Below are 23,263 nucleotides of genomic sequence, written 5' to 3'. Positions count from 1 at the left end.
CATATTAATGAGACCTGAAACAGAGCCGGAGACGTTATGCCTGAATTACCTGAAGTTGAAACCAGCCGCCGCGGCATTGAACCGCATCTGGTTGGGGCAACCATTCTGCATGCCAATGTGCGTAATGGACGTCTGCGCTGGCCGGTATCGGAAGAGATCTACCGCCTGAGCGATAAACCCGTTCTCAGCGTTCAACGCCGCGCGAAATATTTGCTGCTGGAGTTACCGGATGGCTGGATCATCATTCATCTGGGAATGTCGGGCAGTTTGCGTATCCTTCCTGAAGAACTTCCCGCTGAAAAACATGACCACGTTGATCTGGTGATGAGCAATGGCAAAGTCCTGCGCTACACCGATCCTCGCCGCTTTGGCGCCTGGCTGTGGACGAAAGAGCTGGAAGGGCATAACGTGCTGGCGCATCTCGGCCCTGAGCCGCTGAGCGACGATTTTAACGGGGCCTATTTGCAGCAGAAATGTGCGAAGAAGAAAACGGCAATTAAACCCTGGCTGATGGATAACAAACTGGTGGTGGGCGTGGGAAATATCTACGCCAGCGAGTCGTTGTTTGCGGCAGGCATCCATCCTGACCGTCTGGCGTCGTCATTATCGCAGGTCGAGTGTGAGCTGCTGGCCCGCGTGATTAAGGCCGTTTTACTGCGTTCCATCGAGCAGGGGGGTACAACGTTGAAAGATTTTCTGCAAAGCGACGGTAAGCCGGGCTATTTTGCTCAGGAGTTGCAGGTTTACGGACGTAAAGGGGAACCGTGCCGGGTTTGCGGTACGCCGATCGTTGCGGCTAAACACGCGCAACGGGCGACGTTCTACTGCCGTCAGTGTCAGAAATAAGATGGATTGCAGGCCGGATAACGCGCTGACGCGCCATCCGGTAAAAGCGTTTTACTTCAGCTTATCCATCAGGGCCTGATGAACGTTCTCCGGTAAGAAGTGGGTAACGTCGCCCTGATGGCGCGCCACTTCTTTTACCAGCGAAGAAGAGATAAAAGACCACTCTTTTGAAGGCATCAGGAAGACGCTTTCAAGCTGCGGCATTAAATGACGATTCATGTGCGCCAGCTGCATTTCATATTCAAAATCAGCCACGGCGCGCAAGCCGCGAATCAAAATATTGGCCTGCTGAATGCGCGCGAAGTTGGCCATTAAGTCACTGAATCCCATGACTTCCACGTTGCCGAGGTGCGCCGTCGCCTGTTGCGCCAGCGCTACACGCTCTTCAAGGGTAAACATCGGTTTTTTGCTGGGGCTGGCGGCAATGGCGAGGATAACGTGATCAAACATCTGCGTCGCGCGCGTCACGATATCAATATGGCCGTTGGTGATCGGATCGAAGGTTCCTGGGTAAATCGCCCGTTTTTGCATGACAGCCCTCAATGCGTTTTCGGTGGCAGGTAAGGTTCCAGCAGTTGTAACAGACGCTGTAGCGCACCCTGGTTTTGGTACAGTACTTCAACGGCGTGTCGACCGTAGAAATTACGATAATCCGCGTCGGTCAGTAAAGACGAAACCTCTTTTACCAGCGTTGTGGCATCGGTTACGGTAATCAGCCCGCTTGCTTGCTCCAGTCGGGCGCAAATATCTTTGAAGTTAAAGGTATGAGGGCCCATCAATACCGGTATTGCGTGTGCGGCAGCTTCCAGCGGGTTATGTCCTCCGCGTTCAACCAACGAACCGCCGACAAATGCGAGGTCCGCAATACCATACAGTAGCATTAATTCGCCCATTGTATCGCCAATAACAACCTGGGTACTGGCGGACGGCACCTCTCCTGAGGAACGCGTGGTATAGCTGAGCCCTGCCTGGCGCACGAGGTTAATCGCATCCGGGAACCGCTCTGGATGGCGAGGAACCAGAATCAGCAGCAGGTTAGGGAATTGATGCAGCAATGCCTGATGGGCGGCGATAACAATACTCTCTTCGCCGTCATGCGTACTGGTGGCGATCCACACCGGGCGGTGCGGCGCCCACTGGCGACGCAGCGTAACTGCTTTTGCTGCAAGCTGCGGCGTCACGGAAATATCAAATTTCAGACTGCCGGTGACGGTGAGCTGGTTATTTTTCGCACCCAACGCGATAAAACGCGCGCCATCTTCTTCATTCTGCGCCGCGATTAGCGTAATGCGCCGCAGCAGTCTGCGAACAAATTTCCCCAGCTTTGTATAGCCAGCAGCCGACCGGGCGGAAAGGCGCGCGTTGGCGATAACCAACGGAATATGACGTTTATGCAGCGCGGCAATCAGGTTCGGCCAGAGCTCGGTTTCCATAATCAACACCAGTTTAGGGTCAACTTTATTCAGGAAACGGTTGAGCGCATCGGGCAAATCATAAGGAAGATAGACGTGCTGAACATCGCTGCCGAATGCGGACTGTACGCGCTCTGAGCCGGTAGGTGTCATGGTGGTGACGGTGATCGGCAAATCAGGATAACGGTGTCGCAGGGCGCGAACTAAAGGAATTGCCGCCAGTGTTTCACCCACAGAGACGGAATGCAGCATGATCCCGCCAGGTTTAAGCGGATGACGGTAAAAACCGTAACGTTCGCCCCAGCGTTTACGGTAGGCTGGCGCTTTACGTCCACGCACCCAAAGCCGTATCCAGATCAAGGGCTGAATAAGGTAGAGAAGGGCGGTGTAAAGCAATTCGAGCATAGTAAATAGCTGACTGATGGATGTGCTGGGGATTCTATGTATTTAGCCTGGGCTTTACCATCATTTTTATCCTTGTTGCACTAAAACACCTGAATTGACAATACATTATTTGCGGTAGGTGTTTTTCTCCAGATACATCAAAACAGGCTGTTAACGCCGAATAACGCGTGAAATCGTACTCTGTCTTTCAATAGTAATGGTTTACATCTTATTGTTTTGAAATTAAAAATTAACTTTTTGCTTAAAAAACATTCATTTCGGTTCGGGAGCTAATCAATGGTATACTACTGCGCAAATTCAGGCAGCCATCAGCCTTCAGGGCGCCGGGAATATGGAGGGTAGTCTTTGTTTGCAGACAAAGATTACGGCGCTTTTACCTGCCTGGCCTGGGATGTTTGGCGACGTAACGCGGATATTATTGCATGACCATTGCTTTTTGTTTGTACAAATATTTTCCCTATGGCGGGTTGCAGCGTGATTTCCTGCGAATAGCGCATACGGTTGCGGCACGTGGCCATCATGTTCAGGTATTGACTCAACAGTGGCAGGGCGAACGTCCCTCCGACCTTGAAATTATCCTTGTTCCGGTGACTGCCAGAACTAATCATGGAAAAAATGAGCAGTATTATCAGTGGGTTCAGAGTTACCTGAGCCAACATCCCGTCGATCGCGTCGTTGGGTTTAATAAAATGCCCGGGCTTGATGTCTATTATGCGGCAGATGTGTGCTACGCGGAAAAAGTCGCCCGTGAAAAGGGTTTCTTTTATAAGCTGACCAGTCGTTATAAGCACTATGCAGCTTTTGAAAAAGCGACCTTCCAGCAAGGTGCTTATACCGAGCTTTTGATGTTAACAAATAAGCAAATCGGTGACTTTAAGCATCATTATCATACTGAGGATCGCCGTTTTCATATTTTGCCGCCAGGGATATACCCGGACAGGAAATACAGCCAGCAACCTGAAAACAGCAGACAGATTGTCAGAGAAAAAAATGGCATTGGGTTAGATCAGTTCCTGCTTTTGCAGGTAGGTTCGGATTTTAAACGCAAAGGCGTACCAAGAACGTTACTGGCGGTAGCTTCTTTACCTGAAGCAATACGTCAACGTACGCAATTGATGGTTGTCGGGCAAGACAAGGCCGACCGGTATCAGGCCCAGGCGCGTCAATTAGGGATTGAGAAGCAGGTGCAGTTTTTTTCAGGGCGCGATGATATTTCAGCGCTGATGTCTGCTGCTGATTTGCTGCTTCATCCTGCCGTTCAGGAAGCGGCCGGAATCGTATTATTAGAGGCGATTGTCGCCGGGCTACCCGTGTTGACCACCGAAGTTTGTGGATATGCGCACTATATCAATGCTGCGCAGTGTGGCGTTGTTATACCGGAGCCTTTTGCACAGGAAGTCCTGAATGATTCCCTCTGCGATGCGCTGGAGAAAGGTGAGCAGCGAAGTGAATGGGCAAGTCATGCAAGACACTTTGCCGATACAGAAGATCTCTACAGTCTGGCTGATAAAGCGGCTGATATCATTTTAGGTTTTGAGAATGATTGAATTAAAAGAGCCATTCGCTACGCAGTGGCAAGGTAAAGATCCGTTTGTCGAAGTAACGAAACTGGACGGAGAGGTTTTCCGCGCTCTGGAGACCCGGAGGACGCTGCGTTTTGAGATGATGGGTAAAGGGTATTTCCTGAAATACCATCACGGAACCACGCTGAAAGAAGTGCTAAAAAACCTCATTTCCTTGCGTATGCCCGTTCTTGGCGCAGATCGCGAGTGGCTGGCTATTCACCGTCTGCAATCACTGAATGTTGATACCATGACCGGCGTCGCGTTTGGGCAAAAAGGGTTGAATCCGTTGCAGCGGACATCGTTTATCATCACGGAAGATCTCTCGCCGGCAATAAGCCTTGAAGACTTTTGCGCCAGGTGGAGTGAAGAACGTCCTGACCTCACCTTAAAACGAACCATTATCACCCGACTGGCGGAGATGGTGGGGAAAATGCATCGTGGTGGGGTGAATCATCGGGATTGTTATATTTGCCATTTTTTACTACAGCAACCATTACCGGCTGATGTGGCTGATATAAAACTTTCCGTGATTGATCTGCATCGCGCGCAAATTCGTCGCCGGGTACCGCGTCGCTGGCGTGATAAGGATCTGATTGGACTCTATTTCTCCTCACTCGAAATTGGCCTGACCTCGAGAGATATTTATCGTTTTTTACGCGTTTATTTCTCGATGCCACTGCGTGAAATTCTTCGCAAGGAAGCCAGTTTGCTTGAACAAGCGGCGGCGAAAGCACAAAAAATCAAACAAAGAACGATAAGAAAAGCGTTATAAAATCACATACAGGGTTTGAGGTGATCTCATCATGAACATTGATTTTGAAAACGTAATAATTCAAAAAAAGGTTATCGACAACGCTACACACCAGAAAAGCAAAAAGCTGAATATTGCATATGGTGTAGATCGAAATTTTTTATTTGGCTCTGGAATTTCAATGACATCAGTGTTGGTGAACAACCCTGATATTGATATCCATTTCTATGTTGTGACGGACTATGTTGATGATGAGTACCTGGAAAGCGTGGAACGACTCACGCAAATGTATGGTACAACGGTAACGGTCTTAGTTTTCGATAATGAGGCGTTTCGCAAGTTGCCGAGTACTAAAGCATGGACCTATGCGATGTACTATCGCTATTTTGCGTTCGAGTATTTAAGTCGTGAACTGGATTCTGTGCTGTATCTGGATGCCGATATCGTTTGTAAAAATTCGCTGCGGGAACTGACGGATATTCATTTTGCCGGAGAATATGCGGCTGTTGTTAATGATATTGATCGAGTACGTTTAAAATCCGGGCAGAGACTGGGTATTCCTGAGTTAGCTCGTGACTATTTTAATTCAGGGGTGGTATTCGCTAATCTCCATGTCTGGAGAGAAAAAAAACTGTTATCCAAAGCCTTTGAAGTTTTGCATGAGCGTCAGAAAGAACTGCTTTATTTTGACCAGGATATCCTGAATATCTTATTTGTTGGGCATGTGATCCTGCTGAGGCGTGATTTTAATTGTATTTATGGCGTAGACCAGGAACTGAAGAATAAAAATGAATATCGTTATCAGGACTTTATCACTGAGAGTACGGTATTAATTCATTATGTCGGCGTGACAAAACCGTGGCATACGTGGGCTAACTATCCGGTTTCTAAGTACTTTATTGAGGCTTATAAAAAATCGGCATGGGCCGAAAAATCGTTACTCAATGCAAATACGGCAAAATTATATAAGCGTAAGTCACGCCATGAAAGGATACAGCGAAAATATATTCGTTCTATATTTAGCCATATAATGTATATTAAAAATAAGCTACACGGCGCTAAAGTGCATTGAGTGGCTTGTTGAAAATAAATTTAAATAGGTGTAGTGAATGATTTTTGATTGCCATCAGTCTATAAAAAAGATACTTGATTTTAATCAAGCACCAGCCGGGGAGAGTCCACAACTCAATATCGCCTGGGGTGTTGATAAAAACTTCATGTTTGGCGCCGCGATTTCGATGACATCAGTGTTGATACATAATAAAGACATCAATATCCATTTCCATCTTTTTACTGATTATGTGGATGATGATTATCAACAGAAAATAAGTATGCTGGCGCAGCAATTCTCTACTAACATCTCAATATATGTTATGGATGCCGAGGGGCTAAAGGTGTTGCCCAGCGGTAATGCCTGGTCTCATGCGATGTATTTCCGCTTTATCGCATTTGAATATTTAGGCGAAAAAGTTGATTCACTCCTGTACATTGATGCAGACGTGATATGCAAAGGCTCACTTGTTGAATTGAGTCATCTCAACCTTGATGAGCATGTTGCTGCGGTAGTAAGGGACGTCGATGATAGTCCTGCCAGAGATATTGAGAAAAATAGTGATTATTTTAACTCTGGTGTGATCTATGCGAATCTTAAAAAGTGGAAAGAGCAGAACTTTATTGGTGCTGCATTTGATATCCTCCTGGATAAAAATCAGAAACTCTCTTTCCCCGATCAGGATGTTTTAAATATTCTTTTCTTAAATAAGGTGATCTTTTTACCGCGTATCTACAATGCGATATATGGTATAAAACAAGAGTTAAAAAGCAAAGATATATCACGCTATAAAGAATATATAACGGCGGATACCATTCTTATTCACTATATTGGGGTAACTAAACCCTGGAATTCCTGGGCAAATTATCCGTCTGCACAGTATTTTGTGGAGGCATGGAAGGCTTCACCATGGGCGAATGTGCCGTTGTTGCCTGCCAGAACGCCAAAGCAGTATAAGAAGAAGTCACGTCATGAAAGGCTACAGGGTAAATATATTACTTCAATTATCAGCTACATAGGCTATCTGGCCGAAAAAGTCAAAGGTAAGTAAAAAAGCTCCCCTCGGGGAGCTTTTTTTTAATGAATCTTGGTTTTGAGGTACTTTGCGTACCATTTTATGGCGGTAAAATAATTTCCTTTTTTTGCCGCCTGACGGGAGTACACCCGATAATCGGTAGGTCTCATACGAGGGGCATAAGAGCGTAACTCTGCATTCCGCCAGGGCGTGAAATGGTGGTAGAAAACATAAAGCTGTTGCGACAGCCCCGTATGTTCTTTATACCACGGCTTTCTTCCGCCCGTAAAATGAATGATTCTTGGCAGCGTGTCACTGTGATAGAAGAAATTTTCTTTCTGTTCGTCAGTAAACCAGTTAAACAGGAAATTCCAGCGGTTATCAATAAACGTAATATTGCCGTTCATTGCAATGTTGAGTGCGTCCTGATCAAAGTAAGGCAATGATTTTCCTTGCTCAAATAACACGGTATTTGCTTTATGTTCAATGTCATGCTTAATCCAGTTCGCGACATTAATATAAAGGAAACCAGCGTTAAAATAGTGATCGATGCTCAGCCCTAATCGCCGGGCGTGTTTATTATCATGAATGTTGAGAGAGTCATGGCTGACGGCGCAAACAACATTATCAATATCAACGCTGTTAATTTCACTGAGTGAGTCAAAGCATAGCGTATCGGCATCAAGATAGATAAAACGTGCTACTTTGTCTTTAAGTAAACGGGGCACAGCCAGACGCATATAAGTTGAGCGATTGAGATGTTTTATCGCAAAATCATTGTTATATTTTTCAATATCAGCCTTATCGATCGTGATAACCTGAATTTTATTACTGGTCGACTGTAGCTTCGCAATGTCTTCATCGCTGACATCATAGACAAAGACAAAAAATGCGAGAGATTGCTCAGGGTTATTCATTATGACAGACATAATGGATACGGCAACATACTCCAGATAATTAGCATCTGTGCAGTAGGCAATATTAATTACGTTAGTTTTGTTATCCATTTACGCTGTCTCATTTCCTTCAACCGGGTTGCTATCATGGAGCACAGTGTCGATAGCGTCAATAACTGCGTGTTCTGGTATCCAGGTCAGGTATTTCCGGGATCTGTCCAGTTCTGCCCGGGTCGGCATTGGATGATAATCGCCTGCCCAGATCAGCGCAGCTTTATCTGACCAGGGTTTCCACTGTTGATAATTTGTGGCGCCAAACAAACATACCTGCGGCGTACCTAATGCGGCAGCCATATGCATGGGGGCGGAGTCCACGCCGATATACAGTACTGCATGATCGATTAACGCCGCCAGTTGCAGGAAGGTCGTTTTACCTGCCACCGTCAGGTCTGGTGGTGATTGACACAGTCCGGCGATACGCGCTACCTGCTGCTGTTCTTGTACTGCGGGTCCACAGGTCAGGTAAACATGCAGACCGCGTTGCTGCAAATAATCTATGACATGCGCAAATTTCTCGTCATCCCAGCACTTAAAAGACTGTCTTGCAGTGGGTTGAATCACAACGTATTTTTGCATGAAAAGCGCGGGGAGTTGGGTCAGCAAATATTGATAGTCACTCTCGCGATAGCAGAGCAACATCTCTTTTTTGAGCTCGCTTTCACTAAAGTCGAGGCCTTTTAGAATGGATAAGTTTTGCTCAACAATATGAGTTCCGGTTGTTGGTGTGACTTTTGTAAAAAGGCAATTCCACTGCTTCTTGTCCCTTTTAAAGGCAATAGAGGGGCGGCGTAGGGAAGCGATAAGTGCGCCAATAGGCCATTGTTCGGTTAAGTTGACAATAAGGTCATAGTGGTTTTTTTTCAGCTGGCGGCGTACCGATATATAATTTTTAATGGTTTCCAGCAGACCTTTCTTTTTTTCAATAAGGTAAAAGTTGTTGATTCTCTCATCAGCAGCCAAAATTGCCCTGGTGTCTTTATAAAGAAGAAGATCAATTTTTGCGTGCGGATAACGTGCCTGGAGACTGGCAATAACAGGGGTAATGAGCAGAACATCGCCATAAAACTTAAGCTTGCAAATAAGAATTCTTTCTACTTTATCAAACATATTAACTTTCCTTGCTAACAAATAACATTTTGCAAGCGTTTATGGCTTTAAATCGTATTTTTGAAATAAAACGATCAATGTGTGGGTACTTCATTTTATAAATAACTTTTCTTTTAACGATGCTTGTATCACAGCATGTCAGTGCATCTTGAATGTCACTGATCATATCTTCTTCGTAGCGATAATAACCTTTCTTCTTGCGCAGCAACTTGCGTCCTTCAAGGAAGCAGTTAATGATCATTAATGTGGCTACAGTTCGTTTTTCATCATTTTCTTTTATATAGTCACACATTTTACGCATGGCGAAGAAAATATATTGTGCATCATTTTCAAGAATATTCTCGGTAATGCTCCGATCGTTTATTCGATAATAATATAGCTTGTTATCTATTTTTAAGATCTTATGGCATTTAAAGTATTGAAATGGACAAAAAATAATGTCCTCATAACGATGATGTTCTTCAAAGCGGTCTTGCCCAATAATGTCACGGCGAAAGAATTTTGTTACAAGGTGCCATTGACCCGCACGGAAAGTGGGTAATAACTGCGTTAAATTTTCATCCGTTAACGTGATTTCACTCTGTTTTACTGCATCCGGCTTATCTTTTTGGCATTGATAGAGATTATTAATGTCACGGGTTAAGTTGAATTCAACGATATCATATTTCTCTTCTCTTAATTTAGGGAGAAGAACCGAAAAATAATCCGGGCTAATAATGTCATCGCTGTCAACAAAGCCAATATACTTCCCTGTCGCATGTGAAAGCCCGACGTTGCGGGTAATCGCAACACCATGATTTTCCTGGTAGATGTATTTCACGTTGTTGCAATGATGTTCGCGATAAAACGCATTTATGCGTTCTTCAGTCAAATCCGTTGAGCCATCATTAATAATGATTACTTCTACCTCATTAGTGATGCCCTGATGTAAAGACGCCAGCGTATCCGTAATGAATTCGGCATTGTTGTATGCCGGTATAATAATGCTCAGCAAATAATCTGAAGCGTTAATCATGGCATAACTCTCTCATCGTGCCTGGTGTCAGCATCATCGCCGCGCATAATGCCAGCATACTGCTCAGAGTTTCACCTTTGGCGTATAATAATAAGTCGCTTAAACCATAGATAACTATAGCACTGGAAATGATGAATAACAGAGGGCTACGTTGTGTATAAGCTTTTAAAAACATCGCCAGATACAAAAAGAGCAGAGCGATGACGCCAGAAATCCCTTTAAGAGAAAAAGTATCAATGAATTCGTTATGCAAATGGATGTCGACGAACCCAAGTGCTCCTCTTAACGAGGTATCCTGTCGGGCAAAATCCCGCATTCCAGCATCGCGTTGTTCAAGTGATTGGCCCCAGTAGTGGTTTTTTCCAGCATCAATACCCGCCCGTTGCATCGCGAGTCGGGCGCCAATCGAGGTATTACTGTTCTTCTTACTGTAAGAATGCATATCGGTTACGAAGCTGTTATAGCGCTTTTCAATCACCGATTTTAAAGGGATTGCCGCCAGCCCCGCGAGAACAATAAAGGCCAGTAACGTACGCAGCAAAACGGTACGGTTATGCCGATAGTGTAAGAAAAATAGCCCTATGCTCAGAACCGGATAGACCAGAATGGCGGCGCGGGTTTGCGTTATAGTGATAACCGCCAGTGATACCAAAAAGTGTAATAAATAGAGCAGGATTGTATGCTTTAGCCGCAAGTTGATGATGGCCTGTGACGCGAGCAATGCGACAAACGTCAACGCATAAGCCGCTCCTGTCGGATGTTCAAAACCCAGTTCGACACGGTAGTTAAGCGGATCTGGTGAGGTGAGGAGTTGATAACCCGCAAAAAGATACAAACCAACAGCCGTCGTAATCACCCAGTAGCGGGTTATACGATCTTTCATCGCACATGCGATTGGCGATTGCAGGGCTGTGGCAATCAGTGCGGCAAAGATCATCACCTTACCGCCGTTCTGGTATGAGCGATAAGCGCCAGTAAAGGATGAGCCCGGTTCTTTAAAGATCTCAACCCAAATAATTTGTACTAAACCGAAGAGCAGCAGCATCACGGGTAACAGCAGGTTTTTCTTATCACTCAGAAGTGACTTGCTGTGTTTACCGATAATCGGTAGCGACAGAACCGCACATGCAATAAAAACTTTTAAAGCTTCGTCTGGATTGATCAGCAGCATCGCCAGGGTCGTCAGACACCCGGCATAAAATAAAAAATAGATAACGTTAAACGGATTATTTTGCGTGCTGCGGATAAAGCGAGAAAACGTGTGTCCACGAAGCATGATTAATCTCTTTAAAAGTTATAGCAAATTAAAATCAAGCAATGATACTTTGACGGCATCCGCACTCAGAGTTGACATCTTCCCTGAATGACTCTTTTGCGCGCACTGATTCTTCCCATATCCCCCAATCAGTCCCGGATCGGTCGGGCCATACAGCGTGATATTAGGTCGATCAAGGGCGGCGGTTAAATGGCTAAGCCCGGTATCAACGGACACTACAAATTTTGCCCCCGCCAACTCGCGTGCGACCTCTTCCAGACTCATTCGTGGTAAAACATCCACATAATCAAATCCTTCCGCTAATCTTTTTGCCCGTGCTTCTTCATGGGGCGCACCCCAGGGCAGCTTAATGCGTACACCCGCATCACGCAGTTGGCCGATCAGATCTCGCCAGTTTGCTTCTGGCCAGTGCTTATCGTCTCGGGTAGTCGCGTGTAAAAATACCGCATATTGCCCTGCGTCTGCATTCAGATTGCTCAGGAAATGTTGCGCAATCGCATAATCGCCCTGGGACTGTGGCTTGCTGTACCCCAGGCTTTTGGCGAACAGCTCGCGGGTGCGTTCAACGGCATGCTGCGCTTTAGCGATGTGATGCTTTTGGTTGTAAAACAGGCTGGCCAGGGGCTCCCGGGCCGTACTCCAGTCCATGCCGTGCTTTACGCCGCGTCCCAGTCTTGTGACCAGCGCCGCGCTTTTTACCAGCCCCTGGGCATCAATAATCGCATCGTATTGCTGTGCCTGTACGGCATCGCGAAAGGCTTTACGTTCAGCTTTGATGGGCGCGGAAAACCAGGCCTTACGCCAACGGCGAATAGCGACGGGAATCACGCGATCGACAGCATCGTGCCAGGATGGAATTTGCGCGAATCCTTCTTCTACCACCCAATCAAACTGAATACCCGGGATGACTTGCTGTGCGTCAGTCAGTGCGGGCAATGTGTGTAACACATCCCCCATTGATGATGTTTTGACTATCAGAACCCGCATCCGTCAGGCTTCCTCTTGTAATAACAGACTATTGAGTTCTTCCAGGACACGCGTCGGCGTGATGTCAATCAGGCTCTGATGATACCCTTCCGCAGCATCCCCTTTGCGCACCTTGTGATAACCCGTAATCAGACGGATAACCCGCGCTTTATGCGAAAGTGGGGGAGTAAAGTCCGGGCTGCTGGGGCCGTACAGCGCGACCAGCGGACGGTTCAGCGCAGCGGCGACATGCATTAAACCAGAGTCATTCGTAACAACGGCTTTGCAGGCGGATAGAAGGATAACAGCTTGTTCCAGCTGCGTTTCTCCCGCCAGGTTGCGGCACCAGACCTGCTGCTCAGTATTCAGTGTAGCCAGAATTTCATTTCCGGCGTCATGATCTTTTGCTGAGCCAAACAAGACGATCTGGTGGCCTTCATCGATGAGCTGCTTTGCCAGTTCCGCATAGTGATAATGCGGCCAGCGTTTCGCCGGGCCAAATTCCGCGCCGGGGCAAAAACCGATCATCGGACGTTCAGCGGAAAGAGAAAATTCGTTGCAGATGAGGGACTTTTCGCCCTCGCTCACCTGTAGCTGCGGCCATAACAGAGGCTGCGGCAGATCCTGGGCAGTACGCATAACGCCTTTGTCGTAGGCCAGTGCCACATAGCGTTCCACCATTAATGGCCAGGCCTCTTTATCTAACACGCGCGCGTCGTTGAGCAGGCCGTAGCGCATCTCGCCGCGCCAGCCGGTGCGATGCGGAATGCCGGCAAAGAAAGGAACGAGTGCGGATTTAAACGAATTCGGCAGAACATAGGCGCGGTCATAGCGCTTTTCACGCAGACGATGACCGAGCTTGCGCCGCTCGCCAATTTCCAGCGCCCCGTGGCCAAGCGGCATGGGGATCGCGTCGTTGACCTCCGGCATACGCGACAATAACGGGCGGCACCACGCGGGCGCCATCACGTCGATTATCGCCTGGGGATAGCGCGCCTTGAGCGTGCGATAGAGACTTTGCGACATCATCATGTCGCCTACCCAGGACGGACCAATCACCAGTATTTTCATGTTTCTTCTTACGCGTCGCGATTCAGCCAGGCCATATACTCCGTTACGCCTTCGGCAACGGTCTTGAACGGTTTGTCATAGCCTGCGGCGCGCAGATTGGTCAGATCCGCCTGCGTGAACGCCTGGTAACGGCCTTTCAGTTTTTCCGGGAACGGAATGTACTCAAGGTCGCTTTTCTTGTGATAAGCCAGCGCGGCATCCGCCACGGCCTGGAAGGATTCCGCGCGCCCGGTGCCCAGGTTAAAGATGCCGGACACGCCGTTTTCCCAGAACCACAGGTTTACATCAGCCACGTCGCCGACGTAGACAAAATCGCGTTTGAAGTTTTCGCTGCCTTCAAACAGTTTCGGCGTTTCACCGTTGTTGAGCTGAGTATTCAGATGGAAAGCGACGCTCGCCATGCTGCCTTTATGGCCTTCACGCGGTCCGTAAACGTTGAAATAGCGGAAACCCACAATCTGCGAGCTGGCTTCAGGCAGGATCTGGCGTACATACTCGTCGAACAGGAATTTAGAGTAGCCGTAAACGTTTAGCGGTTTCTCATATTCACGAGACTCAATGAAGTCAGAGGTGCGACCGCCGTAAGTTGCCGCAGAGGAGGCATACAGGAACGGAATGTCACGTTCCAGGCAGTAGTGCAGCAGCTCTTTGGAGTATTGATAGTTGTTGTCCATCATATACTTGCCGTCCCACTCGGTGGTGGAAGAGCAGGCGCCTTCGTGGAAAACAGCTTCGATATCGCCGAACTCTTCTCCGGCCATAATCTGGATCAGGAAGTCTTCCTTATCCATATAGTCAGCAATATTCAGGTCCACCAGGTTGACGAACTTGGTGCCGTCTTTCAGGTTGTCTACCACCAGAATATCGGTGATGCCTTTATCATTCAGGGACTTAACGATGTTGCTGCCGATAAAGCCCGCGCCGCCGGTAACGATGATCATAACTGTAACCTTCGAATTATGGAGTCAGAGACAATCTCAGACACGAATACTTCTTATCATATCACTACACGGCCCAGGCTTCAGCCATTCACCGATAAGCTGTGCGGGTACGCGTGATTTATGCTGCATTTTCAAGAAGTGATGATGCGTCATCTCGTATCAATGTATAGCTTTGGGTAATATGTGCTGAAATTTGCCTGGTCTGGAGAATCGCAATGCGTGGGGATTTTTATAAGCAGTTAACCAACGATCTGGAAACCGCCCGTGCGGAAGGATTGTTTAAAGAAGAGCGCATTATCACGTCTGCGCAGCAGGCGGACATCACCGTGGCAGACGGAAGCCACGTCATCAACTTTTGCGCCAACAACTATCTGGGGCTGGCTAACCATCCCGAACTGATTGCGGCAGCAAAAGCGGGAATGGATTCTCACGGGTTTGGCATGGCTTCAGTGCGCTTTATCTGCGGCACTCAGGACAGTCATAAACAGCTGGAGCAAAAACTGGCGGACTTCCTCGGTATGGAAGACGCTATTCTGTACTCTTCCTGCTTCGACGCCAACGGCGGCTTGTTCGAAACCCTGCTGGGCGCAGAAGATGCGATTATCTCGGATGCGTTAAACCACGCCTCGATTATTGATGGCGTTCGTCTGTGTAAAGCGAAGCGTTTTCGCTATGCCAACAACGATATGCAGGAGCTGGAAGCGCGTCTGAAAGAGGCTCGTGAAGCTGGCGCTCGTCATGTGCTGATCGCCACCGACGGCGTGTTCTCGATGGACGGCGTTATCGCTAACCTGAAAGGCGTCTGTGACCTGGCAGACATTTACGGCGCGCTGGTGATGGTTGATGACTCCCATGCTGTCGGTTTTGTCGGGGAGAACGGTCGCGGTTCTCACGAATACTGTGACGTAATGGGACGCGTGGACATCATTACCGGTACGTTAGGCAAAGCGCTGGGTGGGGCATCTGGCGGTTATACGGCGGCGCGTAAAGAGGTGGTGGAGTGGCTGCGTCAGCGTTCCCGTCCGTATCTGTTCTCGAATTCCCTGGCGCCTGCCATTGTGGCGGCCTCCCTTAAAGTGCTGGAGATGGTTGAGGCGGGGAGCGAACTGCGCGATCGCCTGTGGGCGAATGCGCGTCAGTTCCGTGAGCAAATGTCCGCTGCGGGCTTCACGCTGGCTGGCGCCGATCACGCTATTATTCCAGTGATGCTGGGTGATGCGGTGGTTGCGCAGCAATTTGCCCGCGAACTGCAAAAAGAGGGGATTTACGTGACCGGATTCTTCTATCCGGTTGTTCCGAAAGGTCAGGCGCGTATTCGTACCCAGATGTCTGCGGCGCATACCCCTGAGCAAATCACGCGTGCGGTTGAGGCGTTCACACGTATTGGTAAACAACTGGGCGTTATTGCCTGAGGATGTGAGATGAAAGCGTTATCCAAACTGAAAGCGGAAGAGGGCATCTGGATGACTGACGTTCCGGTACCGGAAGTCGGGCATAACGATCTGCTGATTAAAATCCGTAAAACAGCCATCTGCGGCACTGACGTTCACATCTATAACTGGGATGAATGGTCGCAAAAAACCATCCCGGTTCCGATGGTGGTAGGGCATGAATATGTCGGCGAGGTGGTCGGTATCGGTCAGGAAGTTAAAGGCTTCAGGATTGGCGATCGCGTTTCCGGCGAAGGCCATATTACCTGCGGCCATTGTCGTAACTGTCGCGGTGGCCGTACGCATTTGTGCCGCAATACTCTGGGTGTCGGTGTTAACCGTCCCGGTTGTTTTGCGGAATATCTGGTACTTCCGGCGTTTAACGCCTTTAAGATCCCGGATAACATCTCCGATGATTTAGCCTCTATCTTCGACCCCTTCGGCAATGCCGTACACACGGCGCTGTCGTTCGATCTGGTCGGTGAAGATGTGCTGGTTTCCGGTGCCGGCCCGATCGGCATCATGGCGGCGGCGGTAGCGAAACATGTGGGCGCGCGTCATGTCGTGATCACGGATGTGAATGAGTACCGTCTGGAACTGGCGCGTAAAATGGGCATCATCCACACGGTGAACGTTGCGAAAGAGAACCTGACCGACGTGATGGCTAATCTGGGCATGACTGAAGGGTTTGATGTCGGCCTGGAGATGTCCGGTGCGCCGCCTGCGTTTCGCGCCATGCTGGATACCATGAACCACGGCGGTCGTATCGCGATGCTGGGGATTCCACCTTCAGATATGTCTATCGACTGGACGAAGGTGATCTTCAAAGGGCTGTTTATTAAAGGTATTTACGGTCGTGAGATGTTTGAAACCTGGTATAAGATGGCGGCGCTGATTCAGTCTGGCCTGGATCTGTCTCCGATCATCACCCACCGTTTCTCCATTGATGAGTTCCAGAAAGGCTTTGATGCGATGCGTTCAGGCCAGTCAGGAAAAGTGATTCTGAGCTGGGACTGACAGCATCCTGCTGGCGGCCAGGTTTTCCCGAACCTGGCCGTAAAATGGCGTTTTTATTTTCCGCGCATCTTGCGGGATAAGCGTCTGAATTTCTCTTTAAGCTGAATAAGTTTATAAACCAGACCCTGACCTTCAATATTCATATGGTATTTATTTTGTAATACTAAAATATCATTTGCCTGGCAAATTTTCAGACTTCCTTTGCAGGATAAGTCGATGATGCGCAATTCCCCGGAAGGTGTGCGGATAAAGTTTCCGGCATGAATATCATTGGAGGCCAGACCTGCCCGGTGCAGTTGCTGAATACACGCCTTAATATCTTCTTTATTGCTTTCATTAATATCATTTAATGGCTCCCCTTCAATATATTCATGAAGGGTATACACATCATAGCACTGGCGAAAACGTGTTTTCTCGGCCACACAGTAGAGATCGGCGGTACAGGCACGCACTTGTGGCGCCAGGCTGTCCAGTTTTTGGATCAGCTGAGAATAAAAAGGCCCGGAGAGAAAATTCTGAATCTTTTTCTCAAATCGTGGGTCTATTTCGCGATCGTTTTTGATGATGAACTTCCGTGACTGGTATTTAACAAGTTCTACGCTGCGGAATTCGTTGCCGCTGTTCAGCGGTTTGCCACTGATTTCGTTATTCATATACTTATCCATCAGGGACTTAAGGTCTTTATTTTCCTCTTTGTAATAGACCGTATAGCCCTTTTCATGTGTCTTACTGATGGTCATCACTTCCCTCAAGATAAGTATTCTAAATACGTATAATACGAAGGCGTAGTATACATGGTGAGGCTTCTCATCTGTAGGGTGTTTTGTGCGCCTTAACCATCATCTCCACTGGACTTAATAATTTCTTAATGAAAGCACGGTAGAAAGGGCCAATGTATTAAAGACTGACGGGCCATTCTATGAAAAGCAGCACAAGTACACTGAGTGTTATTATTCCGTTATACAATGCGGGTAATAGCTTCCAGGCATGCATGGAATCTTTGATTGCACAAACATGGAATGCGCTGGAGATCATCATTGTTAACGACGGGTCTACCGACAACTCCGTTGATATCGCAAGGCATTTTGCCGATACCCATTCACATGTTCACCTGTTGCATCAGGATAATGCAGGCGCGTCCGTGGCCCGCAACCGGGGGTTGGCCGCGGCGACCGGCGACTACGTTGCTTTTGTCGATGCCGATGATTTGGTGTATCCGAACATGTATGAAACGCTGATGACCATGGCGCTACAGGATGACCTGGATGTGGCGCAGTGTAATGCAGACTGGTGCATTCTTGAGACGGGGCATACCTGGCCATCCATTCCCACGGATCGCATTCGGTCGACAGGGGTATTAACCGGCCCGGACTGGCTGCGTATGGGGCTGGCTTCACGCCGCTGGACGCATGTTGTCTGGATGGGCGTTTATCGGCGCGCCCTTATTGAAAAACACGCGATTAGCTTTGTTCCAGGATTACATCATCAGGATATCCTGTGGACCACGGAAGTGATGTTCAATGCCACGCGCGTACGCTATACCGAACAGGTGTTGTATAAATATTTTCTTCACGATCAGTCTGTTAGCCGCCTGAAACGACAAGGTGAGCGTAATCTGCATTACCAGCGACACTACATTAAAATCACGCGTTTATTAGAAAAGTTGAATAGTGATTATGCGGATCGCATTCCCGTCTATCCTGAATTTAAGCAACAAATTACCTGGGAAGCGCTGCGGGTGTGTCATGCGGTGCGTAAGGAGCAGGACACGCTTATTCGCCAGCGGATGATCGCCGAAATATTTGCCTCCGGCATGTATAAGCGCATGATGCTTAACATACGAAGCGCGAAGGCGGCTTATCAGGCGCTGTTGTGGTCGGGTCGGTTATACCGGTGGCGTGATAAAACGGCCTCGCACCACCGCGTTGCCCGTAAAGCGATTAATCCGCGTTAGCGTTCTGGGGGGCAGCGATCTTGCCCCAGCCTTGCCACTGATGCCGGAAGTAGTTCACCATCGTGCTCTGCGTAATGCTTTCGCTTAACACGCTAAAGAACCGGCTGGCGTAGACAGGTTCTAACGGTTTCTTCGATTTACACACCTTCACGCCGCGGAACGGATTTCGCGGCGAATCCGGCGTACCGTTTTTCGGCGGCGTCAGATTTGGCGTAGAGGTATCTGTCTGCGGCTCGTTGAGCAGGCTGCTCGGACGCACCAGCGTAATATCCGCAGGCAGGTTATAGACCATCTGCTGAAGGACTCGCACCGTTGATGGATGCGGGTGCCCAATCGCGATAGCGGACCCGTTGCGACGGGCTAACTCAATGGCGCGATTAAACTGGCGACGAATATCCGCTTCGTTCTGCGTATCATCAAGGAACACTTTGCGCTTAATCACCTTCACGCCCGTCCCGGAGGCGGCACGCATCGCCTGACTGTTGCCAATGGTCATGCTGTCGAGGAAGTAAAGATTATAACGCTCCAGCGCCTGCATCACTTTTTGCATGCCAAACAGGCTGGAGGTCATCGCGCTGCCCATGTGGTTGTTGAGACCCACGGCATACGGCACCTTATTCACCGCATCGCGAATAATGCGTTCAATTTCGTCGCTGCTCATCTCCGGGCGCAGCGTATCTTTCTCCAGCGGCTGCTTGCTCAGCGGCGCCATCGGCAGATGGATCAGCACCTCATGCCCGCTGTTGTGCGCTTTGGTTGCCATTTCACGGGCATGTGGGGCATTGGGCAGGACGGCAACGGAGAGGGCGGACGGCATCGCCAGCACCTGATTTTCATTGTGCGGACGATAACCAAAATCGTCGATTACGATGGCGAGTTTGCCAGCAAAAACAGGGGAGGCGAATGCCAGCAGGCTGGCGAGTGAGAGTATTGTGCGACGAAAGTGAGGCAAAACTTATCTTCCCAACCACGGCTGTGGATTGACGGCCTGACCCTGGCGACGAATTTCGAAATAGAGTGACGGTCGGCCCTGACCGCCGCTGCTGCCTACAAGCGCAATAGGCTGGCCTGCGCGAACCTGTGTGCCAACGCTGACCAGTGCGCTCTGGTTATACCCATAAAGGCTCATATCGCCTTTACCGTGCTCCACGACGACGACCAGACCGTAGCCCTGCAACCAGTCCGCCAGAATCACCCTGCCGTCCGCAATTGCTTTGACTTCAGTACCTTCAGACGCACCGATAACCATCCCTTTCCAACGTAGCTCACCTTGCAGCTGTTCGCCATAACGATGCAGCGTTGGGCCGCGAACGGGCCAGAATGCCTGACCGCGCGGTGAACCCAGACCGCCGGTACGGGACATCAACGATTTTTCGCTTTCGGTTGGTTTGTAGGTTGTGCCTTTGCGGGTGGCTTCCTGCTGACGATTGCGCACCGCCTGCGCTTCGCGGGCTTCTCGCTCCGCCCGGGCTTTGGCGGCCGCCTCTGCGCGCGCGATGCTGTTGCGCAGGCGGGATTCGTTCGCCCGCAATTCACTTAACTGCTGTTGTCCCTGCTGGATTGACGACTCAAGACCGGCGATCGTTTTCTGACGCTCATTACGCGCCTGCTCCAGCTTCGCCTGTTGGGCGCGCTGTTCATACAGCAGCGTCTGTTGCTGGCTCTGTTTCTCTTCCAGCGCCGCTTTCTGAGACGCCACCTCTTCACGCGTCTGTTTCAGTTCGGCAATGGTGTCCTGGCGCGCCTGGTTCAGATAACCGAAATAGGCCTGCAAACGCTGCCCGCGCTGGCTCTCTTCACCGCTAAGAATGAGCTGAATCCCCGTATGCTCGCCCTGGCGAAACGCCGCATCCAGCTGCGCGGCAAGGCTGCGTTCCTGAATGGCTTTTTGTTGTTCCAGCTTCGCGATAGACGCGTTCATTGCGTCGATCTGCTTATTCAACTGGGCAAGGGTATTCTGGGTTTCACGCAGTTTACGCGCGGCGGCGGAGATGGCCTCTTCCTGCGTTTTGAGCTGTGCGAGCAAACTGGAACGTTGCTGCTGTTGCTGGCGTACGGCGCGCTCTTTGGCGGCGATATCCGCCTGGATGGATTTGAGCTGATCGCGGTCATCCGCATGGGCGGAAAAGGCGCACAACAATACGCCAGCGCTCAACACGCTGGCGTAAATCATGGGCCTGACTGAAAACCTGCGTGGTTTCACGGCCCGTGTAATGGAATTAAACGCCTTTCCCCTCATGGGGAAGGATTATTCCACGATGAACAGCGGCTTACCAGTCATCTCTTTCGGGATTTCCATACCCATCAGCGTCAACATCGTCGGTGCGATATCAGAAAGTTTGCCGCCTTCGACCGCTTTTACGCTTTTCGCGCCGACATAAATCAGCGGAACCGGCAGGTTGGTATGCGCGGTGTGCGCCTGGCCGGTGGATGGATCGCGCATCTGCTCGGCGTTGCCGTGGTCTGCGGTGATCAGCAGTTGGCCACCAACGGACTCAACCGCTTTAGCAACCTGCTCAACGCAGTGATCCAGCGCTTCAACCGCTTTAACTGCTGCTTCCATCACGCCAGTGTGACCGACCATATCACCGTTCGGGTAGTTACAGATGATGGTGTCGTACTTGCCGCTCCCGATAGCCGCAACCAGTTTTTCGGTCAGTTCTGCGGAACTCATTTCCGGCTGTAGATCGTAGGTCGCCACTTTAGGCGAGTTGATCAGGATGCGTTCTTCGCCTGCAAACGGTTCTTCTACGCCGCCGTTGAAGAAGAAGGTGACGTGGGCGTATTTTTCCGTTTCGGAAATGCGCAGTTGGGTTTTGTCGTTCTTCGCCATCCACTCGCCGAAGGTGTTTGCCAGCGATGCCGGTGGGTAAGCCACGGCGGTTTTGATATCAGCGGCGTACTCGGTCAGCATGACGAAGTTCAGATTAACCACTTTCTTACGGGCGAAGCCGTCGAAATCCGCATTAACGAACGCGCGGGTAATTTCGCGGGCGCGGTCAGCACGGAAGTTCATGAAAATCAGCGTGTCGCCGTCTTCCATCGCGGCATCGGCCTGACCTTCCGCGCGAATGACGGTCGCTTTCACGAATTCGTCGTTTTCGTCACGCGCGTAAGCGGCCAGCAGGCCAGCAACGGCGGTATCGGCCTGGAATTCACCCTGCGCCAGCGTCATCAGGTCATAGGCCTGCTCAACGCGATCCCAGCGGTTGTCGCGGTCCATTGCATAGTAACGACCAATAATGGACGCTACGCGGCCTTTGCCCAGCGCGGCAAACTTGTCTTCGAATTTTTTCAGCGAGGATTCCGCGCTGCGTGGCGGGGTATCGCGGCCATCAAGGAAGGCGTGCAGATAAATTTTCTCTGCGCCGCGTTCTGCGGCCAGTTCGACCATCGCCATGATGTGGTCTTCGTGGCTGTGCACACCGCCCGCAGACAGCAGGCCCATAATGTGCACGGCTTTACCGGTATTTTTCGCCTGATCGACCGCAGCCGTCAGTACCGGGTTAGCGAAGAAGGTACGTTCTTTAATTTCAACATCCAGGCGCGTCAGATCCTGATACACGATACGGCCCGCGCCCAGGTTAACGTGACCCACTTCGGAGTTGCCCATCTGACGGTCCGGCAGACCCACTTCCAGACCGGAAGCGTCGATCAGGGTATGCGGACGTTTTGCCCACAGAGCATCCATTACCGGGGTTTTGGCATTCAAAATGGCGTTATCCTGGCTGTCTTCACGGTAGCCATAGCCATCCAGAATCACCAGTACCATAGGTTTTTTAGAAACCGACATTGCGACAACCTCACACTCAATAGACAAAATAATTGCGTAATTTTACTACAGCTGAATCGATAAAATAGCCTCAGAAGATCAAAGAATGGGGCAGAGAGCGAGCCGGGGACGGCGCGGATCGACGTTTTTTTTCCGTAGCGCCCCGCAAAAATGCAATCCATTGCACGCTCTGGCTGTATTTGCGCCAACGCGCAGGTATACTCCTTTCCTGGTTTTTTTAATCACTGAGTCGGGAGTTGTTACCCCCCATGCAAGAAATTATGCAATTTGTTGGCCGCCATCCCATACTGAGTATCGCCTGGATTGCGTTACTGGTGGCGGTGTTGTTCACCACTTTCAAAGGCCTGATGTCTAAAGTTAAGGTTATTACTCGCGGCGAAGCGACGCGTCTTATCAACAAAGAAGACGCCGTTGTGGTGGATTTACGTCAGCGTGACGACTTCCGCAAAGGCCATATCGCGGGCGCGACTAACCTGCTGCCGAGCGAAATCAAGGCCAACAACGTTGGCGAGCTTGAAAAGCACAAAGATAAGCCTCTGATCGTGGTTGATGGTTCCGGTATGCAGTGTCAGGAATCCGCAAACGCACTGATCAAAGCGGGCTTTGAGAAAGTTTTTGTGCTGAAAGAAGGCGTTGCGGGCTGGAGCGGTGAGAACCTGCCATTAGTGCGCGGGAAATAACGCGTTACTCAA

The 23,263-nt window shown here is 49.6% G+C and carries 22 protein-coding genes; 9 read left to right on the top strand and 13 right to left on the bottom strand.

The genetic code is table 11. The annotated features are described in order from the left end of the window. The first annotated feature begins 36 nt into the window (after positions 1-36). The gene (gene mutM / locus CKO_RS21690; RefSeq protein ID WP_012135772.1) at positions 37-846 is read left to right on the top strand and encodes a bifunctional DNA-formamidopyrimidine glycosylase/DNA-(apurinic or apyrimidinic site) lyase; all 810 of its coding nucleotides are present in this window, start codon (positions 37-39) and stop codon (positions 844-846) included. 51 nt (positions 847-897) lie between these two features. On the opposite strand, the gene coaD is transcribed toward mutM, so the two are convergent. Next, complete coding sequence (gene coaD, locus CKO_RS21685; protein WP_012135771.1) at positions 898-1,377, bottom strand: pantetheine-phosphate adenylyltransferase; 480 nt, start codon at positions 1,375-1,377, stop codon at positions 898-900. Positions 1,378-1,385: 8 nt separating this feature from the next. Continuing rightward, positions 1,386-2,663 carry a lipid IV(A) 3-deoxy-D-manno-octulosonic acid transferase gene (gene waaA, locus CKO_RS21680; RefSeq protein WP_012135770.1) on the bottom strand — a complete coding sequence of 426 codons (1,278 nt, stop codon included), beginning with the start codon at positions 2,661-2,663 and terminating at the stop codon, positions 1,386-1,388. Positions 2,664-3,085: 422 nt separating this feature from the next. Between waaA and CKO_RS21675 the strand changes: the two genes are divergently transcribed. The 4 genes from CKO_RS21675 to CKO_RS21660 are packed head-to-tail and all read left to right on the top strand — an operon-like array spanning position 3,086 to position 7,081. After that, complete coding sequence (locus CKO_RS21675; RefSeq protein WP_012135768.1) at positions 3,086-4,210, top strand: glycosyltransferase family 4 protein; 1,125 nt, start codon at positions 3,086-3,088, stop codon at positions 4,208-4,210. Then, on the top strand, positions 4,203-5,000 hold the full coding sequence (gene rfaP, locus CKO_RS21670; protein WP_012135767.1) for a lipopolysaccharide core heptose(I) kinase RfaP: 798 nt from the start codon (positions 4,203-4,205) through the stop codon (positions 4,998-5,000). The genes CKO_RS21675 and rfaP overlap by 8 nt, the downstream gene beginning before the upstream one ends. A 31-nt stretch (positions 5,001-5,031) precedes the next feature. Next, positions 5,032-6,051, top strand: coding sequence for a glycosyltransferase family 8 protein (locus CKO_RS21665; RefSeq protein WP_012135766.1), 1,020 nt, complete (start codon positions 5,032-5,034; stop codon positions 6,049-6,051). Between the two features lie 37 nt (positions 6,052-6,088). Continuing rightward, positions 6,089-7,081, top strand: a complete 993-nt coding sequence (locus tag CKO_RS21660) for a glycosyltransferase family 8 protein (protein ID WP_012135765.1) — start codon at positions 6,089-6,091, stop codon at positions 7,079-7,081. Positions 7,082-7,107: 26 nt separating this feature from the next. Here CKO_RS21660 and CKO_RS21655 read toward each other — a convergent pair whose 3' ends face one another. The 7 genes from CKO_RS21655 to rfaD are packed head-to-tail and all read right to left on the bottom strand — an operon-like array spanning position 7,108 to position 14,377. Further along, positions 7,108-8,052, bottom strand: coding sequence for a glycosyltransferase family 8 protein (locus CKO_RS21655; RefSeq protein WP_012135764.1), 945 nt, complete (start codon positions 8,050-8,052; stop codon positions 7,108-7,110). Beyond that, the gene (gene rfaQ, locus CKO_RS21650) at positions 8,053-9,108 is read right to left on the bottom strand and encodes a lipopolysaccharide core heptosyltransferase RfaQ (protein WP_012135763.1); all 1,056 of its coding nucleotides are present in this window, start codon (positions 9,106-9,108) and stop codon (positions 8,053-8,055) included. A 1-nt stretch (position 9,109) separates the two neighbouring features. Next, entirely contained in the window at positions 9,110-10,123 is a 1,014-nt protein-coding gene (locus CKO_RS21645; RefSeq protein WP_012135762.1) for a glycosyltransferase family 2 protein, read from the bottom strand. Then, entirely contained in the window at positions 10,116-11,399 is a 1,284-nt protein-coding gene (locus CKO_RS21640; protein WP_012135761.1) for an O-antigen ligase family protein, read from the bottom strand. The genes CKO_RS21645 and CKO_RS21640 overlap by 8 nt, the downstream gene beginning before the upstream one ends. Positions 11,400-11,417: 18 nt before the next feature. After that, complete coding sequence (gene rfaC / locus CKO_RS21635; protein WP_024131061.1) at positions 11,418-12,386, bottom strand: lipopolysaccharide heptosyltransferase RfaC; 969 nt, start codon at positions 12,384-12,386, stop codon at positions 11,418-11,420. A gap of 3 nt (positions 12,387-12,389) precedes the next feature. After that, positions 12,390-13,436: an ADP-heptose--LPS heptosyltransferase RfaF gene (gene rfaF / locus CKO_RS21630; protein ID WP_012135759.1), complete on the bottom strand. Its 1,047-nt coding sequence runs from the start codon at positions 13,434-13,436 to the stop codon at positions 12,390-12,392. A gap of 8 nt (positions 13,437-13,444) precedes the next feature. After that, a complete protein-coding gene (rfaD, locus tag CKO_RS21625; RefSeq protein WP_012135758.1) occupies positions 13,445-14,377 on the bottom strand; it encodes an ADP-glyceromanno-heptose 6-epimerase in 933 nt (310 codons plus the stop codon). A 215-nt stretch (positions 14,378-14,592) separates the two neighbouring features. Here rfaD and kbl point away from each other — a divergent pair, with 215 nt between their 5' ends. Together kbl and tdh are read left to right on the top strand one after the other, a co-directional pair. Next, a complete protein-coding gene (gene kbl, locus CKO_RS21620) occupies positions 14,593-15,789 on the top strand; it encodes a glycine C-acetyltransferase (protein WP_012135757.1) in 1,197 nt (398 codons plus the stop codon). 9 nt (positions 15,790-15,798) lie between these two features. Continuing rightward, positions 15,799-16,824: an L-threonine 3-dehydrogenase gene (gene tdh, locus CKO_RS21615; protein WP_012135756.1), complete on the top strand. Its 1,026-nt coding sequence runs from the start codon at positions 15,799-15,801 to the stop codon at positions 16,822-16,824. A gap of 53 nt (positions 16,825-16,877) precedes the next feature. Here the strand turns inward: tdh and rfaY are convergent, their stop codons facing one another. Further along, positions 16,878-17,564, bottom strand: coding sequence for a lipopolysaccharide core heptose(II) kinase RfaY (gene rfaY, locus CKO_RS21610; RefSeq protein ID WP_012135755.1), 687 nt, complete (start codon positions 17,562-17,564; stop codon positions 16,878-16,880). A gap of 179 nt (positions 17,565-17,743) precedes the next feature. Between rfaY and CKO_RS21605 the strand changes: the two genes are divergently transcribed. Then, positions 17,744-18,778 carry a glycosyltransferase gene (locus tag CKO_RS21605; protein ID WP_012135754.1) on the top strand — a complete coding sequence of 345 codons (1,035 nt, stop codon included), beginning with the start codon at positions 17,744-17,746 and terminating at the stop codon, positions 18,776-18,778. Here the strand turns inward: CKO_RS21605 and CKO_RS21600 are convergent. The 3 genes from CKO_RS21600 to gpmM are packed head-to-tail and all read right to left on the bottom strand — an operon-like array spanning position 18,765 to position 22,571. Beyond that, positions 18,765-19,730, bottom strand: coding sequence for a divergent polysaccharide deacetylase family protein (locus CKO_RS21600; protein WP_024131060.1), 966 nt, complete (start codon positions 19,728-19,730; stop codon positions 18,765-18,767). The two genes, CKO_RS21605 and CKO_RS21600, sit on opposite strands and share 14 nt — an antisense overlap. A 3-nt stretch (positions 19,731-19,733) precedes the next feature. Further along, the gene (gene envC, locus CKO_RS21595) at positions 19,734-20,993 is read right to left on the bottom strand and encodes a murein hydrolase activator EnvC (protein ID WP_230012564.1); all 1,260 of its coding nucleotides are present in this window, start codon (positions 20,991-20,993) and stop codon (positions 19,734-19,736) included. Positions 20,994-21,026: 33 nt separating this feature from the next. Beyond that, positions 21,027-22,571 carry a 2,3-bisphosphoglycerate-independent phosphoglycerate mutase gene (gpmM, locus tag CKO_RS21590; RefSeq protein ID WP_024131059.1) on the bottom strand — a complete coding sequence of 515 codons (1,545 nt, stop codon included), beginning with the start codon at positions 22,569-22,571 and terminating at the stop codon, positions 21,027-21,029. Positions 22,572-22,819: 248 nt separating this feature from the next. Here gpmM and CKO_RS21585 point away from each other — a divergent pair, with 248 nt between their 5' ends. Further along, the gene (locus tag CKO_RS21585) at positions 22,820-23,251 is read left to right on the top strand and encodes a rhodanese-like domain-containing protein (RefSeq protein ID WP_012135748.1); all 432 of its coding nucleotides are present in this window, start codon (positions 22,820-22,822) and stop codon (positions 23,249-23,251) included. Positions 23,252-23,263: the final 12 nt, after the last annotated feature.

Source organism: Citrobacter koseri ATCC BAA-895 (assembly GCF_000018045.1).
Taxonomy (GTDB): domain Bacteria; phylum Pseudomonadota; class Gammaproteobacteria; order Enterobacterales; family Enterobacteriaceae; genus Citrobacter_B; species Citrobacter_B koseri.
This window is presented reverse-complemented; position numbering and strand designations above follow the sequence as displayed.

Coding starts and splice junctions, on each gene's coding strand:
- mutM (WP_012135772.1), top strand. CDS start 37: ATGCCTGAATTACCTGAAGTTGAAACCAGCCGCCGCGGCATTGAACCG.
- coaD (WP_012135771.1), bottom strand. CDS start 1,377: ATGCAAAAACGGGCGATTTACCCAGGAACCTTCGATCCGATCACCAAC.
- waaA (WP_012135770.1), bottom strand. CDS start 2,663: ATGCTCGAATTGCTTTACACCGCCCTTCTCTACCTTATTCAGCCCTTG.
- CKO_RS21675 (WP_012135768.1), top strand. CDS start 3,086: ATGACCATTGCTTTTTGTTTGTACAAATATTTTCCCTATGGCGGGTTG.
- rfaP (WP_012135767.1), top strand. CDS start 4,203: ATGATTGAATTAAAAGAGCCATTCGCTACGCAGTGGCAAGGTAAAGAT.
- CKO_RS21665 (WP_012135766.1), top strand. CDS start 5,032: ATGAACATTGATTTTGAAAACGTAATAATTCAAAAAAAGGTTATCGAC.
- CKO_RS21660 (WP_012135765.1), top strand. CDS start 6,089: ATGATTTTTGATTGCCATCAGTCTATAAAAAAGATACTTGATTTTAAT.
- CKO_RS21655 (WP_012135764.1), bottom strand. CDS start 8,052: ATGGATAACAAAACTAACGTAATTAATATTGCCTACTGCACAGATGCT.
- rfaQ (WP_012135763.1), bottom strand. CDS start 9,108: ATGTTTGATAAAGTAGAAAGAATTCTTATTTGCAAGCTTAAGTTTTAT.
- CKO_RS21645 (WP_012135762.1), bottom strand. CDS start 10,123: ATGATTAACGCTTCAGATTATTTGCTGAGCATTATTATACCGGCATAC.
- CKO_RS21640 (WP_012135761.1), bottom strand. CDS start 11,399: ATGCTTCGTGGACACACGTTTTCTCGCTTTATCCGCAGCACGCAAAAT.
- rfaC (WP_024131061.1), bottom strand. CDS start 12,386: ATGCGGGTTCTGATAGTCAAAACATCATCAATGGGGGATGTGTTACAC.
- rfaF (WP_012135759.1), bottom strand. CDS start 13,436: ATGAAAATACTGGTGATTGGTCCGTCCTGGGTAGGCGACATGATGATG.
- rfaD (WP_012135758.1), bottom strand. CDS start 14,377: ATGATCATCGTTACCGGCGGCGCGGGCTTTATCGGCAGCAACATCGTT.
- kbl (WP_012135757.1), top strand. CDS start 14,593: ATGCGTGGGGATTTTTATAAGCAGTTAACCAACGATCTGGAAACCGCC.
- tdh (WP_012135756.1), top strand. CDS start 15,799: ATGAAAGCGTTATCCAAACTGAAAGCGGAAGAGGGCATCTGGATGACT.
- rfaY (WP_012135755.1), bottom strand. CDS start 17,564: ATGACCATCAGTAAGACACATGAAAAGGGCTATACGGTCTATTACAAA.
- CKO_RS21605 (WP_012135754.1), top strand. CDS start 17,744: ATGAAAAGCAGCACAAGTACACTGAGTGTTATTATTCCGTTATACAAT.
- gpmM (WP_024131059.1), bottom strand. CDS start 22,571: ATGTCGGTTTCTAAAAAACCTATGGTACTGGTGATTCTGGATGGCTAT.
- CKO_RS21585 (WP_012135748.1), top strand. CDS start 22,820: ATGCAAGAAATTATGCAATTTGTTGGCCGCCATCCCATACTGAGTATC.